Below are 13035 nucleotides of genomic sequence, written 5' to 3'. Positions count from 1 at the left end.
ATCGCCCACATTCGCCTGATCACAAGGCGACTTGCAAGGTACCGATATCGTTGAAGGCTTTTCGAGTCAGACTCTTACGGTCGTCGAGCGCCTCCAGAATCCCATCGTGGTAGACGAAATGAAAGAACGGAATGTCCTCGTAAACCCGCAACAGGGCAAGATCGAACAGGGCGCAGGTCAGCTTCTTGTAGCTCGTGCCCTCGCCCTGGCTTGATGCCACGCCCTTCTGGCCGGCAAGCCCCAGGCTGATCTTGTAGTCAAGGTTGTTGCTGGAATTTACATGGAAAAAGAAGAGTCCTTCGTGGTTGAGGACCTTCTGGCAATACTCGTTGAATATCCGCGTGAAACGCTCGTAGATCACCGTCGGCTTTGCCAACATGGCCTTGATCTCATCGACTACGCGCCCACGGTCGCGTTCCGCCTCGCGGACTTGCCGTGCCGTTTCGACGACGACCTCGAGCTTTTTGCGCTGCTCTTCCAGATAGACTAGTTGCGCGCGTTGCTTCGCGACATCCTTTTGCAGAGCCTTGAATTTCTCAAACGTATCAGTCGAGCGCAATACTTTCAGCCGTTGCTCACGATGAAGATCGAGCTGGGCTTTGCGCTCTTCCGCGACCGAAAGATCGGCCGCAAGCTCCTTGCGTCGCTTTCGGAGCGCGGCGTTGCGCTCCTGAGTCACGGTCTTTTTAAACTCTACGAGGTCCTCGTACTGCTTCTTAAGTTGCGTCGGGAAATGGAGCTGTGCCTCCGCAAAGATGGATTGCACCTCACTCAGGTCGAACTTGTCCTTGTGGCTGAGCGAACTGTCGATTTGACCGATATCGTAGCGAGCATCGTAGATCCGCTGGTTCAGGGCGGCGATTTCTTGTTCGATGCTTTCAACAAGATCCCGCATGATGCGGCGCTCTTCATCATCGAAGCGGAATGCGTCGAGCTGGGCCTCGAGGTCTTCGACGTGCTGATGCAAGACGCTGAGTTCAGCGGTGAGCTTCGGTAGGTCCTCCTCCTTGAACTGCACCTCGGCCTGCTGCTCGTTCTGCTTTTCCTGCAGCTTTTGAATTTGGTCGTCGAGCTCGTACTTCCGCTCGATAGGGGTCTGATTGAAGCCGAAGAGGTGCGCCACAAACGGCTTCCAATAGAGGTCGCGACCGGCCTGAAACTTCTGCAGCTGCAGTTCGTCCGTCCAGTCCCCTTGCGCGCGCAGGAAATAGGTTAGAGCCTTCCGATAGTCGTAAGGTTTGAGCGTGCGCAGGTCCAACCAGGCATCGAGGAGCTTGATTGCCTCGTCAACCGGGAGATCGGGGTGATCCCAAGTGTCATCCGCCGCTTCGCTGAAATCCTGACCAGGCTCGTCGTGACGGGCCAGCGCAATGCGCGTGGGACTAGCCACGCTTCGTCTGACAGTCGCGTAGCCACCACTGTTAAGCGCGATCTCCAGAAAGAAGACGAAATTTCCGAAACGGTCGCGGTGCCTGTACAGGAAGTTTTCCTGAGACCACCCTTTCAGCATCATGAAGTCGATGAGAAGCAAAAGGGTCGTCTTGCCGAGATTGTGAGAGTCCTTCTTCCGGTCCTTAGGATGCTTCACTTCGCCGAGCACGACATTGAGGCGATTTGCCCCAGCCCCATGATTGAAATCGATAGGCGAGAACACGTCGGAAAAATTTGAATACATCCGGCTGAGTTGCATGATCAGTCCGCCTTGTATTCAAGGGTATCGTTCTTAGAGTCTGACTCGAAAAGCCTTCAACGATATCGGTACCTTGCAAGTCGCCTTGTGATCAGGCGAATGTGGGCGATGANAGAGTCTGACTCGAAAAGCCTTCAACGATATCGGTACCTTGCAAGTCGCCTTGTGATCAGGCGAATGTGGGCGATGATGATCCAAGCCTCTGATGAGGCGATGGACTTTTCGACATCCTTTGCCAATCTGCGGCATCTGCCGAGCCAGGCGAAGGTCCGTTCGACGACCCAGCGGCGCGGTAGGACTTCGAAGCCTTTCGCCTTGTCCGAGCGCTTGATGATCTCAACCGTCCAGCGCCCGATCTTCTTGAGCCGCCGCTTCAGCCTGTCGCCAGCGTAACCACCATCGGCGAAGACGTGCAGCAGCCATGGCCACCTGTAGCGGATGGATTTCAGCAGATCGGGAGCGCCATCGCGATCCTGGATATCAGCGCTGTGCACCATGAGGCCGACCATCAGACCAAGTGTATCAACGATGATATGACGCTTGCGGCCTTTGGTTTTCTTTCCCGCGTCATAGCCCCGGATACCGCCGCTTTCGGTGGTTTTGACGCTCTGGCTGTCGATGACACCGGCCGTCGGTGAGGCCTCTCTGCCCTCCAGTTCGCGGGCTTCCATCACCAGATGGTGGTTGATGCGTGACCACAGCCCCAATGCCCGCCATTCATAGAAATAGCGCTGGACGGTCGAGCAGGGCGGAAAATCCTTCGGCAGCATGCGCCACTGGCAACCGGTCGTAGCGATGTAAAGCAGCGCGTTGACGACCTCACGCAAGTCCGTGGTCCGCGGGCGACCCAGACGGCGGGGCATGGGCAGAAAAGGCTCAACCAGTGCCCATTCCCGATCTGTCATGTCGCTTGCATAGCGTGCCATTCGCCGGGCATAGTGCCGACGGGTGATTTCGCTCCAGGCCATTCTGAACTCCATCGAATCTCGCAAATCCGAAGGAATCATAACCTGTTGAAATCACCCACCTCTTTTTGAGGCAGCCTCTNTGAACTCCATCGAATCTCGCAAATCCGAAGGAATCATAACCTGTTGAAATCACCCACCTCTTTTTGAGGCAGCCTCTCAGAGTTCATCTCGGCAAGTTTCCGAATACCACCCCGCCTTGATATTTCAGAGGCGATACTACCGCGATCACGCCCTTCTTTCCAAAAATCCTTCAATGCTCGGTAGTAGAGGCTGGAGGACTTCTGGCCATCTCGCGTAGCACCGCAAGCCCATTTAATGACATACCGAAGAGCGATTTTATTGCCCCCCGGAGATGGCTGTCTCCCCTGCCAAAAACCATCTTGGCAAAACTTCACCCACCACTCTTTATGCTGCATCAAGTCCTGTGCGTATCCATACAAGTTGGCAAGAATATCATTGAGCTTCTTTCTGTAATCGCCTTCAAGAGTTCCGTATTCCGACCGGCAACCATCCAAACCCTGCATAAAATCACCGTAGCTTTTCGGACGTAGAGATGATCCTTTTGGTTGCGGGACGATTGCCAATGATTGTTTCTTTGGCATCGGAAGCCGAAGAGGCGATTGTTTCAGCCCGTTTATCGTAGTCGCACTTTGCTTCATCATATCACACCTCCCCCCGCTCGATCCTCTCTAGAAGCATTAGAACGTCCTCGACGCGCCACACTGTCACGCGCGGAGAAATCTTACGCGGTTTCGGATATCGACCGTCACGCACACCCGACCACCAGCTAGACTTGCTGATCGGCAAAGGGCCACCGGGCGCGATGATCGATTTAAGACGAACGAGGCCCGAGGCAGGGAAATGGGCGGAGCTGTTGCTTCGTGCAATATTGTTTACGGTATGCGGGTGTAGCGTTTTCACGATTTCGTCTCCCGTCGTGAACTGTTGAACACGACAAAAAACTAGCCAACTCAGCGACTATACACAATTGTGCATGTTTCCGTGGACATCCCCATAATTTCAAAGACAATCTTAAAGTTGCTGAATTCAACTCAACGAACGACAGGCTTCAGAAAGTGCCTCTCTAGTAAGGCGCGTTCATTGAGTGCCAGAGCGGGTGGCGAAAATCGCTCAGAATCGCCGATTCCAAGAATGTCGTCAGTGATCCTTTGCAAATCCGAATCGGTCGAACAGGAAAAGATGTGACTGGAAACGTATCGAGCTCTGCACATCCACCGATTGAAATATTTTTTATGCTTGTCGTAGGAAAATTCTTGATCCCAGATCACCTGAAACAACGTGCTCCCCTTCACCTTGATGGAATCGGCGGCATAAATGAGCGCAAGCGTGCCTTTGCTTGCGCTCCATCGCTTGTGCAAGAGAGACCGTGACACGAAATGCTCGGAAAAATCAGACATATCCCCTTTCAATCCAGAAAGGATCAGCACCGCACGATTTAAGCTGGGAGGAAAAGTTTCCCCCTTGCGCCAGAGATCCGCTCCATGATGAAAATAGGCCATGGCTCTCAGAACGGTATTAATTGCGAAGTGCTCTGAATGAGCCACAATTTCGGAAACCTCTACGCTGCTGGCATCTTGAAATGCACCGTAGCCACCAAGCTCGTCGTAGATTTCTCCTAGAAAGTCGGTTCCGGTGTACACATAGCGAGCAATGATATCGCGCCCGACATCCCACCGACGCTTAGACAAGCCAGCCTTCCTCTCTGCTTCGTCCATGTGCTCCATGGCCGCTCGGCACATGGCATCAAAGCGCATCGAGTTGTATTTTGGGTCGGGATCGACCAGCCAGCCCGCAAGCCCCGCAGCCAATACCGACTTCAGCCCCGGATAATAGGTTTGATCGCTCGCAAGAATCGCGAGAATATCGGCTGCTTGAAACTCATCCCCCAGCACCAAATCGCGAAATCGTTGCTTTGCTTGAGCCTGACTTTTGGAATCCTTCGAACGTAGCGCTTCAAGGGCAGCTACGACTGACTTAAGCTCTTCTGAGTCAAGAAGGTATTGTACGTCGTCCATTAGCCATCACCTCCCTTGCAGCAGTGGATGACGGCGACGATAAGACGGTTCGGTGCCGTTTTCGATAGCCAGCACGAGGAAATTCACGAACACACAGGTAGTAGCCGACTTACCCCTGAAAATGTGAAAGTCTCCGAGACAATAGCGCTAAGAAACTCATTAAGGTTCGCGCCTACACATCTCCTCGATATGCCCAGACCACCACAGGAGCATCCTCCGCCGATCCGGTAGCCATTCGGCCGAGTTGTAGGCTGCGCGCACACCATCCCGCTCGGCGTGAGCCAACTGACGTTCGATCCAGTCGCGATTGAAGCCGTTCTCATTTAGGATGGTGCTGGCCGTGCCGCGGAAACCATGAACCGTTGCCCGCGAATGGTAGCCCATCCTGTAGAGCGCATAGATCAAGGTATTTTGCGAGATGACGCCTTCCTTGGTCTTGGCAGGCAGAATGTAAGGGCTGTTTCCCGACAGCCGCCTCAACTCTCCAAGGATCGATTCGACCTGTGGCGTTAGGGGCACCAAATGCTCCGACCGAGCCTTCATTCGTTCTGCCGGAATACGCCATAAGGCGCGCTCACTGCCCAGCGCCTCGAATTCGGACCACGCCCCGAAGCGGATTTCCGACGTTCGCAGGAACGTATGAAGCACAAGCTTCAGCGCCAGCACGGTTCTACGATCACCTTCGTAAGCGTCTAGCGTAGCCAAGTATTCGGGAAGCTCGGCTTCCTTGAGCGCGGTGCGGTGCTTTTTAGGGCCGGCGGACCTCAAGGCGCCGCGAATATCCTGTGATGGGTCGCGTTTCGCTAGGCCGCTGGCAACGGCGTACCGAAAGACTTGCCCGCAAACTTGCAGCAGGCGGCGCGCGAGGACAATCGCATTGCGCCGTTCAATTTGCCGAATCGCGTCCAATAGCTCGGGCGGCTCGATCTCGTTGATCGGGCGGCGGCCGATGAGTTTGAAGATGTCCGCTTCCAGCCTTCGCAGGATTCTGTCGGCATAGCCGGGCGTCCAACCAGATTTCTGCGCGTCGAACCACTCCCGCGCGACGGTTTCGAACGTATTGCCTGCCTCAAGCCGCTTCGTCCGCTTCTCCTGCTTCTTGTGCTCGCCCGGGTCGATGCCGCGCGCCAGCAGCTCCTTGGCTCGATCACGGTGATCGCGCGCGTCCTTCAGGCTTACGGCGGGATAAATGCCAAGGGAAAGCGTCTTCTGCTTTCCATTGAAGCGATAGGCGAGCCGCCAAAGCTTGCTACCGCGTGGCTCGACCAGCAGGAAAAGCCCTCCTCCGTCACTGATTTTCTGTGGCTTTTCGGATGGCTTGACGTTTCGGCAGAAAACATCGGTCAAAGGCATTGTTGGTATTTTGCCCCCAGCAGTGAATAAGCGCCAACGAAGCTACCAACAATCAGGCCGGATGTCACCGCTCAACCGCGAACTGCATTGGACAAATGCGAGTGTAGTCAGTCACCTATCTCTGGAAAAGGCGGGAATATCCGGGATTACGTGGGAACTCGCGAAAAGGGCCGATTAAACAAGGGCCTAGAGGGGTCAGCGCGGCATTCTAAGGACCGGGGTTTTTCGGCGCGAGGCGCGAAAAACGGGCGCTGTGCGGGGATTATGGCCCAGCGTGGCGCCCGGCTCAAGAGAGGCTTCAAAAAACCTGCATTCGGGCTTCAAGGCGGCTTCAAGCCTTTGATAAATAATGGTGGCGGGGTCTTCAAGGATTTTCGACCGGGCGGCTACGAAGGCCCGAAATCGGGCGGAAAATTCAAACCCAAGAATGAAGTCGTTTCATTCTTGGGTCATAGCCTCATAATATCAATGAGATAGGTGGATTTTCGCCCTCTCTCAAGAATGAAGCAAGGGTTTGGCGGCGGGCGGGTTCGAGGGCAAAATGCGGACACACATTCGGCGGTGCGCGGGGCGCGACCGACGCGCTTTTCAGCGCGCCCCTGAATTGATTTCGGCCATTTACCACAACTCCAGTTTCAGATTGAGAAACGCCCGTCCAGATTTAACGTTTCATTAAGAAACAGGCATAGGCTGATCGACTTCACCAGGATGAAGCCGAGCGTTTCCCGCTGCCCGGTTTTCTGCCGATCATGCGCTCCTTCGCTTCCTCGGCGAGGATCCCGAGAGCCGTTTCGACCATCGGCCTTTCCCGCACATCGACGACGCGGCCGAGCAAGGCGCTGTAGAGTTCTGCAGCTTCCTCGGCAAGCTGGCTGCCGGTGACCGGTCGGCCGATATCCTTGCAAACCTTCTCGATTACCGAGTAGGCGCGCCCCATTGCCCAGGCATCCACTTTGGTGGACGGCGCAGGCGCCTTCGACGGATCGTCGAGCATTTCTCCGCGTCCACTTACAATCCACCCACTATTAATGCCGTGGTGCTCACCCAGCCATACGAGCAACCACATCGGTATTTCACGAGCGCCCTGCTCATACTTAGCGATTGTCGGCTCGGCCAGTTCTACGGCGTCCGCAAAGACCCTCTGCGAACTAAACCCCGCTTGCAAGCGAGCTTCGGCCAATCGACCGCCAGCCGCCTTCCACAACTCCTTGCCTTTGCTCATTCATACACACCCAATTTGGGTGTTTACATACCACCCATTTTGGGTTACTCCTTTCTGTGTTCGCAGATTTCAACACCCCAAAAAAGGAGGCCGGCCAGGGCCTCCCTTCTGGAAGGATCATTTTATGCACTCTGCCGATCAGACCGGCAAGCTTGAGCGCGCCAAGGCGCGCCGACTGAAAGAGGTAGGCCGCATTCGCGACCTGCTGGCGCGCAAGGAACTGACGCTTGCGCAGATCGACGAGGACTACAAGCTGCCGCGCGGAACTGCAGGCAATGCGGTTCACGAGCCGCACCTTGCCGGCGAGCGGGCGATTGCCGCCGCGCTGGGAAGACGTCCCGAGCATCTGTGGTTCTCCCGCTATCACGCGGACGGCACGCGCAAGAGCCCGCAGCCGGCCGAGAACTATCGCTATGCACGCCGTATGGCGGCCGAGACGGAGGCGGCGTGATGGCGCAACCTCCCTACAGGGACGAGGACGCGGCGCGCCGCCACAACCGCGCCCGCAGATATTTTTTGAATCAGGGAAAGCTTCTTCAGAAAGTCTATTGCTCTCTGACCGCCGAGGAACTGGAGCGCCTTTATCGAGGCGATCTCATTCATCGTCAGAGTGATCCTGCGTGCGGGGTCTCTTCGGCTGATCTCTTTGAGGTTTTGGCTTCGTCGCCCCCCGATTACGGGCGGTGGACACCCGAGGAGATGCTTGAGCGCCTTGGCCCCCTTTCCGCAGAGCCGGAGGGGCGAACCATTCGAGGCTCATCCCGAAGGGCAGATCCTCGGCAAACGGATATAAGGGCGGATATTCTGCAGAGGCCACGCTCAGAGCAGCCGCAGCCTGCTCGATCATCCTGCTCTTCGACGGGTTCGCTCCGGCTGATACCCCGTATTTGCAGAGCGTTTCGAGCAGCAATAGTGCGCGTCGCGCTTCGTGCAGCAATAGGACCAGAACGGCATGCAGATATTCCTTGTCGTCGATGCCGGCAAGCAGCTTTGCTCGTTTTGACCGGGGCGTGTGGAAGAAGTCATCGACCACGTCCTGATGGTAGCGGCCCCTCTCCCGAATTTCCTCCTCACCGAGATGAAGGCAACTCGCGAGAATTGTCATGACGCCCTCCTTTTCCATGAGCGAGCCAATGAACAGGCATTCTTCCCTTGCCCAGTCTTCATATGTGTCCAGGTCCATGCGGGTTCTCCTTCCTGCCGGGGTTCGACGCGTATCGAAGCCGAAAACGGCCGAGTCGCCAATGACGAAAAAGCAGCCCGAAATAGACAGAAATCCCTTTATCCCGGCTCTTTCGCCAATCTGCCGCACGGCCGATTTCGTGCTTCTGGCAGGTGTGCCGTTTGCCGGCCTGGTGGCAGCGCTCGCGATCGTTCTATCCAGGGTGCTGCCATGATCGACGCCGCACAAATTGTCCTCCGCATGCGGTCCACCGTTGGAGCCGAGACAGAAAAGGGGCTGGCGAAGGTGCTCGGCCTCGGCCACTCGACAATTTCCGCCTGGAAGGCACGCAACAGCGTTCCGCTGGAATATCTCGTCCGCGTGGCGCGCGACAGAAACGTCTCAATGGACTGGCTGGTCTTTGGCATTGTCGGTGAGCGCGAAAGCCGAGGCCGGTCCTACGATGAAGCAACGGCAAAGGTTCGTCGCTTCACCCAGGCCGAACATAGCACTATCGCCGAGGCCCTTCGGGAGATCGCCTCTGTTCTGGACGGCGGTGCTGGATGCTGAACCGGTTTGACCAGAAGGCGATTTACGAGGCGACGATGCATGCGTGCCTCGTCGCCGTCAGCGAAGGGTTTCCGCACCTTTCGATCCGGGACATCGTCGATCCGCCGCATGAGTGGTTTGACGCCGCGCTTGCGCGGCAGATCGCCATGCACCTGATGATCCGCGAGGTCGGCTGGCCGAAGCGGCGTGTCGTCGAGGTGGAGGAGCGTTCGCGCGAGGCGATCAACCGGGCGCTCAGGACCATCGACCGGCGGCTTCAGCAGCCGCGTTTCCAATCGCATTACGACCGGATGAAGGCGCGCGTGCGCGCGCTCCTGACCATCCGCGCATCCGAGGAGGCCGCATAGTGGCGACCCTGAAAAGCATTCCCCTTTCGCAGATCCATATCGGCGAGCGGCTTCGGCCGATCGACGAGGAGTTCGCCCAGGTGCTCGCCGTCAACATGGCCGAGGTCGGGCTGATGAAGCCGATCACGGTGCGCGCGACGCCCGCCGCCAATGGCGGCAAGACGCCGTGGACGCTGGTTGCCGGCGGGCACAGGTATCGCGGCGCGGAAATCAACGAATGGGAAGAGATCGAGGCGCTCGTGGTCGAGGCCGGGCCGATCGACGCGCAGCTGATGGAGGTTTCGGAAAACATCTACAGCAACACGCTGACCAAGCTCGACCGCGCCGTCTTCGTGCTGAAGTTCCGCGAGATGTGGGAGGAGAAGCACGGAAAGATCGATCGAACGAGGAACCTCAAGGTGGGGCAGACATCCCCGAAGGCCAATGATTGGCCTTCGGGAAAACAGGGCAACGATTGCCCCGTTTTCTTCGCCCCCGGTAAAGAGCTTTCAGAGCGCCTTCAAGAGCGCCTCGGGTTCGGCAAGAGCACATTAAAATATGTGACCGCCATCGGCCAGAAGCTGCACCCTGCCCTGCGCACGGCCCTGCGCGGTACGCCCGTCGAGGACGATCAGAAGCAGCTCCTGAAGCTCGCCTCCATGCCGGAGGCCGAGCAGGCGGGCATCGCCGCCGCCCTTAAATTCGAGCCAGACCTGAAGGTGGTGCTGGCGATGGACAAGCCCAAGCCGATCGCCGCCGATCCGCAGGAAGTAATCGTGACGAAGGTGGCGGCGCTGCTGGAGCGGGCCGATCTTTCGACGCTCGACCGGATCGCCGCGCTGCTTGCCGACGCCCGCGAGAAATTCGACTTCGAGGAGGCCGCTTGATGTCTGCCGACCCCTCGCAGCTCGACTTCTGGAAAGAGCCGGTGTTTCCGGTGCGCGCGCCGGTCAGCCAGATCGATATCGACCGGTATCGCGCCAAGCTGAAGCAGGCGATGTCGCGGGCGATCCGCGAAAGCCAGTACGACCGCCCGACGATTGCCGCCCGGATGGCGCGCTATCTCGGCCTCCCCTCGATCAGCAAGGCCTCGATCGACGCCTATACGGCGGAGAGCAAGACGGGCCACGACATCACCATGCCGCGCTTCCTCGCGCTGGTGCACGCCACCGGGGCGCATTGGCTTTGGGACGAGGCCGCCTCGATACAGGGCGTGACCGTGCTGTTCGGCGACGAGCCGTTTCTCGCCGAGATCGCGCTGAAGGAGCAGGAGCGGCGCAGGCTGACCGCCGAGCTGAAGCTGCTGAAGGCGCGGCCGATCGCGATCACATCGCGGGGGCGGCGCTGATGGCGGGCAAGATTTCCATCATCGGGCAGATTTCCGAGATCGATCGCGAGATCAAGCACCGTGAGAAGCTCTATCCCCGCCTCGTGCACGAGGGCCGGATGAAACAGGTCGAGGCGGAAATGCTGATGGAGCGGATCTACGCCATCCGCCAGACGCTGGTGTTCTGCAAGGACAACGAAGCCGATATCCGCGCCTACATTGCCGCAAAGAAGGCGGGGGAGCTGCCGTGAAGGAATGGTTCACGATCCCCGAGCTGGCGGGCCTCAAGCTTCCGGGCCTGCCAACCACAGAACGTGGCATTCACGGCGTGGCCGGCCGCGAGGGCTGGCAGGCTCAGGAGGGTAAGGCGCAGAGGCTCCAGGCGCGCGGCGGCGGGTTCGAATACCACGTCTCGTTGCTGCCCTCGCTCGCCCAGGCGAAGCTGGCCCGGATCGAGGCGGTGGAGAAATCCCGCGACGAGAGCCGGCAGTCCCGGCGTGCACTGCACTGGCGCGTGTTCGAAGCGATGCCGGAAGAGCACCGGCAGCTGGCGCATCGTCGGCATGCGCTGATCGTCGCGGCCGAAAAGGCCATGGCGGAGCGGGAACTGCTCGGCACGCTCGCGCCACCGATGGACGAGACGCTCGCGCCTCTCCTGCGGAAATTCAAGGTTTCGAAATCGACCTATTACAGCCTTCGCCAGACGTTGAATGCCGTGGACCGGGAAGACTGGCTGCCGGCGCTCGCCCCGAAGTACGAGGACGGGACTGTCAGCGAGCGCGCACCGATGGATCCGCGCGCCTGGGCGGCGCTCAAATCCGATTATCTGCGACCGGAGAAACCGGGATTTTCCGCTTGCTACCGGCGTATGGTGAAGGGCGCCAAGAAGAACGGCTGGACGCCTATCGCTTCCGAGAGCGCCTTGCGCCGGCGCATGGACGCCGAGGTGCCGCGCGCGGTGCGTGTTCTGACCCGTGAGGGCCGCAAGCGCGCAGAGCAGCTCTATCCGACCCAGATCCGCACCAAGACGCACCTGCACGCCATGGAGCTGGTCAATACGGACGGCCACAAGCTCGACCTCTTCGTGAAGGTGCCCTGGCGGGTGCCGGAGGCCAACAGGAAGGTTTCCGACCGCGTCATCCTGATCGGCATGCAGGACATCTATTCCAGCAAGATCCTCTCCTGGCGGCTGTGCGAGGCCGAGACGTGGGACGTCGTTCGCCTTTGCATCGGCGACATGATCGAGGATTACGGCATCCCCGAGCACCTTTACATGGATAACGGGCGGGCCTTCGCCTCGAAGATGATTTCGGGCCAGGCCGAAGGCCGCCACCGCTTCAAGAAGATCGAGGGCGAGGTTGCGGGCCTCTTGAAGACGCTCGATATCGAGCCGCATTTCACGAAGCCGTATTCCGGCCAGTCGAAGCCGATCGAGCGCGCCTGGAAAGACCTTGCCGAGGAGATTTCCAAGCATCCGGCGATGTCGGGCGCCTATACCGGCAACAAGCCGGACGCCAAGCCCGAAAACTACCAGAAATGGGCCGTGCCGCTCGACGTTCTGGAACGGCATGTCGCCGAATGCATCGCCGAGCACAATGCGCGCGTCGGGCGGAAGGCGGAGACCGCGAAGGGGCGCAGTTTCGACGAGACCTTTGCCGAAAGCATGCGCCATCCCGCGACGATCGTGCGGCGGGCGAGCGATGCGCAGCGCGTGCTCTGGATGCTCGCGGCGGCAAAGCGGCGCGCCTACGCCAACAACGGCGAGATCCACTACAAGGAAAACGTCTATTGGCACGATGCCTTGGTCGACCATGCCGGCGAGCAGGTCACCATCCGCTTCGATCCGGAGAAGCTGCACGCCCCTATCAAGGTCTTCGACAAGGACGGCCGCTTCATCTGCGATGCACCCTGCACGGACAAGGGCAGGTTCAACGACACGGCCGCCGCCGGTCGCCACGAGAAGAACCGCCGCAACTGGCGCAAGCAGAAGAAGGTGCTGGCGGACCTGCACCGCACGCTGACCGCCGACCAGGTCGCCGACCTCTATCGTTCCGACATCCCGCCCGAGGAGGCAGCACCGATCCGTCCGACCGTCACCCGCATCGTGACGGGGAACCTCGCGCTGGAGCCGGCAGTGGATGCGGTCAGCGACGAAATGAGCGCGGAAGAATTCGAGGCAGCGCAGGCGCGCGGCCTCGCCATGATCTTGGGCGACAGCTCGATCATCCCGTTCCCGAAGGGGAATTCCGGCCCGGCAAATCGTGCGCCTGGCCGGAGAAACAGAGCCGAAAAGTAGTGAGTACGGTTCCGAAAAAAGAACGGGCTGGACGTAAGTCCAGCCCAACAACGCCCCTCCTGGGGTCTGACAAGGAACCATTGTA

General features: G+C 58.6%; 15 protein-coding genes. 8 read left to right on the top strand and 7 right to left on the bottom strand.

All coding sequences use genetic code 11. The features are described 5' to 3' along the window. Window positions 1-19: 19 nt before the first annotated feature. The 6 genes from AKG11_RS28355 to AKG11_RS34745 form a co-directional block, all read right to left on the bottom strand. On the bottom strand, window positions 20-1690 hold the full coding sequence (locus AKG11_RS28355; RefSeq protein ID WP_050746334.1) for a DUF2326 domain-containing protein: 1671 nt from the start codon (window positions 1688-1690) through the stop codon (window positions 20-22). A 134-nt stretch (window positions 1691-1824) separates the two neighbouring features. Then, on the bottom strand, window positions 1825-2658 hold the full coding sequence (locus tag AKG11_RS28350) for an IS5 family transposase (RefSeq protein WP_050746333.1): 834 nt from the start codon (window positions 2656-2658) through the stop codon (window positions 1825-1827). 113 nt (window positions 2659-2771) lie between these two features. Further along, the gene (locus AKG11_RS34750; RefSeq protein WP_156334148.1) at window positions 2772-3320 is read right to left on the bottom strand and encodes a hypothetical protein; all 549 of its coding nucleotides are present in this window, start codon (window positions 3318-3320) and stop codon (window positions 2772-2774) included. 390 nt (window positions 3321-3710) lie between these two features. After that, window positions 3711-4694, bottom strand: a complete 984-nt coding sequence (locus AKG11_RS28345) for a hypothetical protein (RefSeq protein ID WP_050746332.1) — start codon at window positions 4692-4694, stop codon at window positions 3711-3713. Between the two features lie 159 nt (window positions 4695-4853). After that, window positions 4854-6047, bottom strand: a complete 1194-nt coding sequence (locus AKG11_RS28340) for a tyrosine-type recombinase/integrase (protein ID WP_050746331.1) — start codon at window positions 6045-6047, stop codon at window positions 4854-4856. 700 nt (window positions 6048-6747) lie between these two features. After that, on the bottom strand, window positions 6748-7269 hold the full coding sequence (locus tag AKG11_RS34745) for a helix-turn-helix domain-containing protein (RefSeq protein ID WP_156334147.1): 522 nt from the start codon (window positions 7267-7269) through the stop codon (window positions 6748-6750). 124 nt (window positions 7270-7393) lie between these two features. Here AKG11_RS34745 and AKG11_RS28330 point away from each other — a divergent pair, with 124 nt between their 5' ends. Next, entirely contained in the window at window positions 7394-7720 is a 327-nt protein-coding gene (locus AKG11_RS28330; RefSeq protein ID WP_050746329.1) for a helix-turn-helix domain-containing protein, read from the top strand. A gap of 144 nt (window positions 7721-7864) precedes the next feature. Here the strand turns inward: AKG11_RS28330 and AKG11_RS28325 are convergent, their stop codons facing one another. Continuing rightward, window positions 7865-8452 (bottom strand): hypothetical protein, encoded by a 588-nt coding sequence (locus AKG11_RS28325; protein ID WP_050746328.1) that lies wholly within the window; start codon window positions 8450-8452, stop codon window positions 7865-7867. A 61-nt stretch (window positions 8453-8513) separates the two neighbouring features. Here AKG11_RS28325 and AKG11_RS35195 point away from each other — a divergent pair, with 61 nt between their 5' ends. Genes AKG11_RS35195 through AKG11_RS28295 form a run of 7 tightly spaced genes read left to right on the top strand, consistent with a single transcriptional unit; the run spans window position 8514 to window position 12950 of the window. After that, window positions 8514-8666 carry a hypothetical protein gene (locus tag AKG11_RS35195; protein WP_197284026.1) on the top strand — a complete coding sequence of 51 codons (153 nt, stop codon included), beginning with the start codon at window positions 8514-8516 and terminating at the stop codon, window positions 8664-8666. Then, window positions 8663-9001 (top strand): helix-turn-helix domain-containing protein, encoded by a 339-nt coding sequence (locus AKG11_RS28320; RefSeq protein WP_050746327.1) that lies wholly within the window; start codon window positions 8663-8665, stop codon window positions 8999-9001. Before AKG11_RS35195 ends, AKG11_RS28320 begins: the two co-directional genes overlap by 4 nt. Then, window positions 8995-9348, top strand: a complete 354-nt coding sequence (locus AKG11_RS28315; protein ID WP_050746326.1) for a hypothetical protein — start codon at window positions 8995-8997, stop codon at window positions 9346-9348. Before AKG11_RS28320 ends, AKG11_RS28315 begins: the two co-directional genes overlap by 7 nt. Then, entirely contained in the window at window positions 9348-10214 is an 867-nt protein-coding gene (locus tag AKG11_RS28310) for a ParB N-terminal domain-containing protein (protein WP_050746325.1), read from the top strand. The genes AKG11_RS28315 and AKG11_RS28310 overlap by 1 nt, the downstream gene beginning before the upstream one ends. Continuing rightward, the gene (locus AKG11_RS28305) at window positions 10214-10675 is read left to right on the top strand and encodes a hypothetical protein (RefSeq protein WP_050746324.1); all 462 of its coding nucleotides are present in this window, start codon (window positions 10214-10216) and stop codon (window positions 10673-10675) included. Before AKG11_RS28310 ends, AKG11_RS28305 begins: the two co-directional genes overlap by 1 nt. Then, the gene (locus tag AKG11_RS28300; RefSeq protein ID WP_050746323.1) at window positions 10675-10905 is read left to right on the top strand and encodes a hypothetical protein; all 231 of its coding nucleotides are present in this window, start codon (window positions 10675-10677) and stop codon (window positions 10903-10905) included. Before AKG11_RS28305 ends, AKG11_RS28300 begins: the two co-directional genes overlap by 1 nt. Next, on the top strand, window positions 10902-12950 hold the full coding sequence (locus AKG11_RS28295; RefSeq protein ID WP_050746322.1) for a transposase domain-containing protein: 2049 nt from the start codon (window positions 10902-10904) through the stop codon (window positions 12948-12950). Before AKG11_RS28300 ends, AKG11_RS28295 begins: the two co-directional genes overlap by 4 nt. The last annotated feature ends 85 nt before the right edge of the window (window positions 12951-13035 follow it).

The organism is Shinella sp. SUS2 (assembly GCF_001262505.1).
Classification (GTDB): domain Bacteria; phylum Pseudomonadota; class Alphaproteobacteria; order Rhizobiales; family Rhizobiaceae; genus Shinella.
This window is presented reverse-complemented; position numbering and strand designations above follow the sequence as displayed.

Coding starts and splice junctions, on each gene's coding strand:
- AKG11_RS28355 (WP_050746334.1), bottom strand. CDS start 1,690: ATGCAACTCAGCCGGATGTATTCAAATTTTTCCGACGTGTTCTCGCCT.
- AKG11_RS28350 (WP_050746333.1), bottom strand. CDS start 2,658: ATGGCCTGGAGCGAAATCACCCGTCGGCACTATGCCCGGCGAATGGCA.
- AKG11_RS34750 (WP_156334148.1), bottom strand. CDS start 3,320: ATGATGAAGCAAAGTGCGACTACGATAAACGGGCTGAAACAATCGCCT.
- AKG11_RS28345 (WP_050746332.1), bottom strand. CDS start 4,694: ATGGACGACGTACAATACCTTCTTGACTCAGAAGAGCTTAAGTCAGTC.
- AKG11_RS28340 (WP_050746331.1), bottom strand. CDS start 6,047: ATGCCTTTGACCGATGTTTTCTGCCGAAACGTCAAGCCATCCGAAAAG.
- AKG11_RS34745 (WP_156334147.1), bottom strand. CDS start 7,269: ATGAGCAAAGGCAAGGAGTTGTGGAAGGCGGCTGGCGGTCGATTGGCC.
- AKG11_RS28330 (WP_050746329.1), top strand. CDS start 7,394: ATGCACTCTGCCGATCAGACCGGCAAGCTTGAGCGCGCCAAGGCGCGC.
- AKG11_RS28325 (WP_050746328.1), bottom strand. CDS start 8,452: ATGGACCTGGACACATATGAAGACTGGGCAAGGGAAGAATGCCTGTTC.
- AKG11_RS35195 (WP_197284026.1), top strand. CDS start 8,514: ATGACGAAAAAGCAGCCCGAAATAGACAGAAATCCCTTTATCCCGGCT.
- AKG11_RS28320 (WP_050746327.1), top strand. CDS start 8,663: ATGATCGACGCCGCACAAATTGTCCTCCGCATGCGGTCCACCGTTGGA.
- AKG11_RS28315 (WP_050746326.1), top strand. CDS start 8,995: ATGCTGAACCGGTTTGACCAGAAGGCGATTTACGAGGCGACGATGCAT.
- AKG11_RS28305 (WP_050746324.1), top strand. CDS start 10,214: ATGTCTGCCGACCCCTCGCAGCTCGACTTCTGGAAAGAGCCGGTGTTT.
- AKG11_RS28300 (WP_050746323.1), top strand. CDS start 10,675: ATGGCGGGCAAGATTTCCATCATCGGGCAGATTTCCGAGATCGATCGC.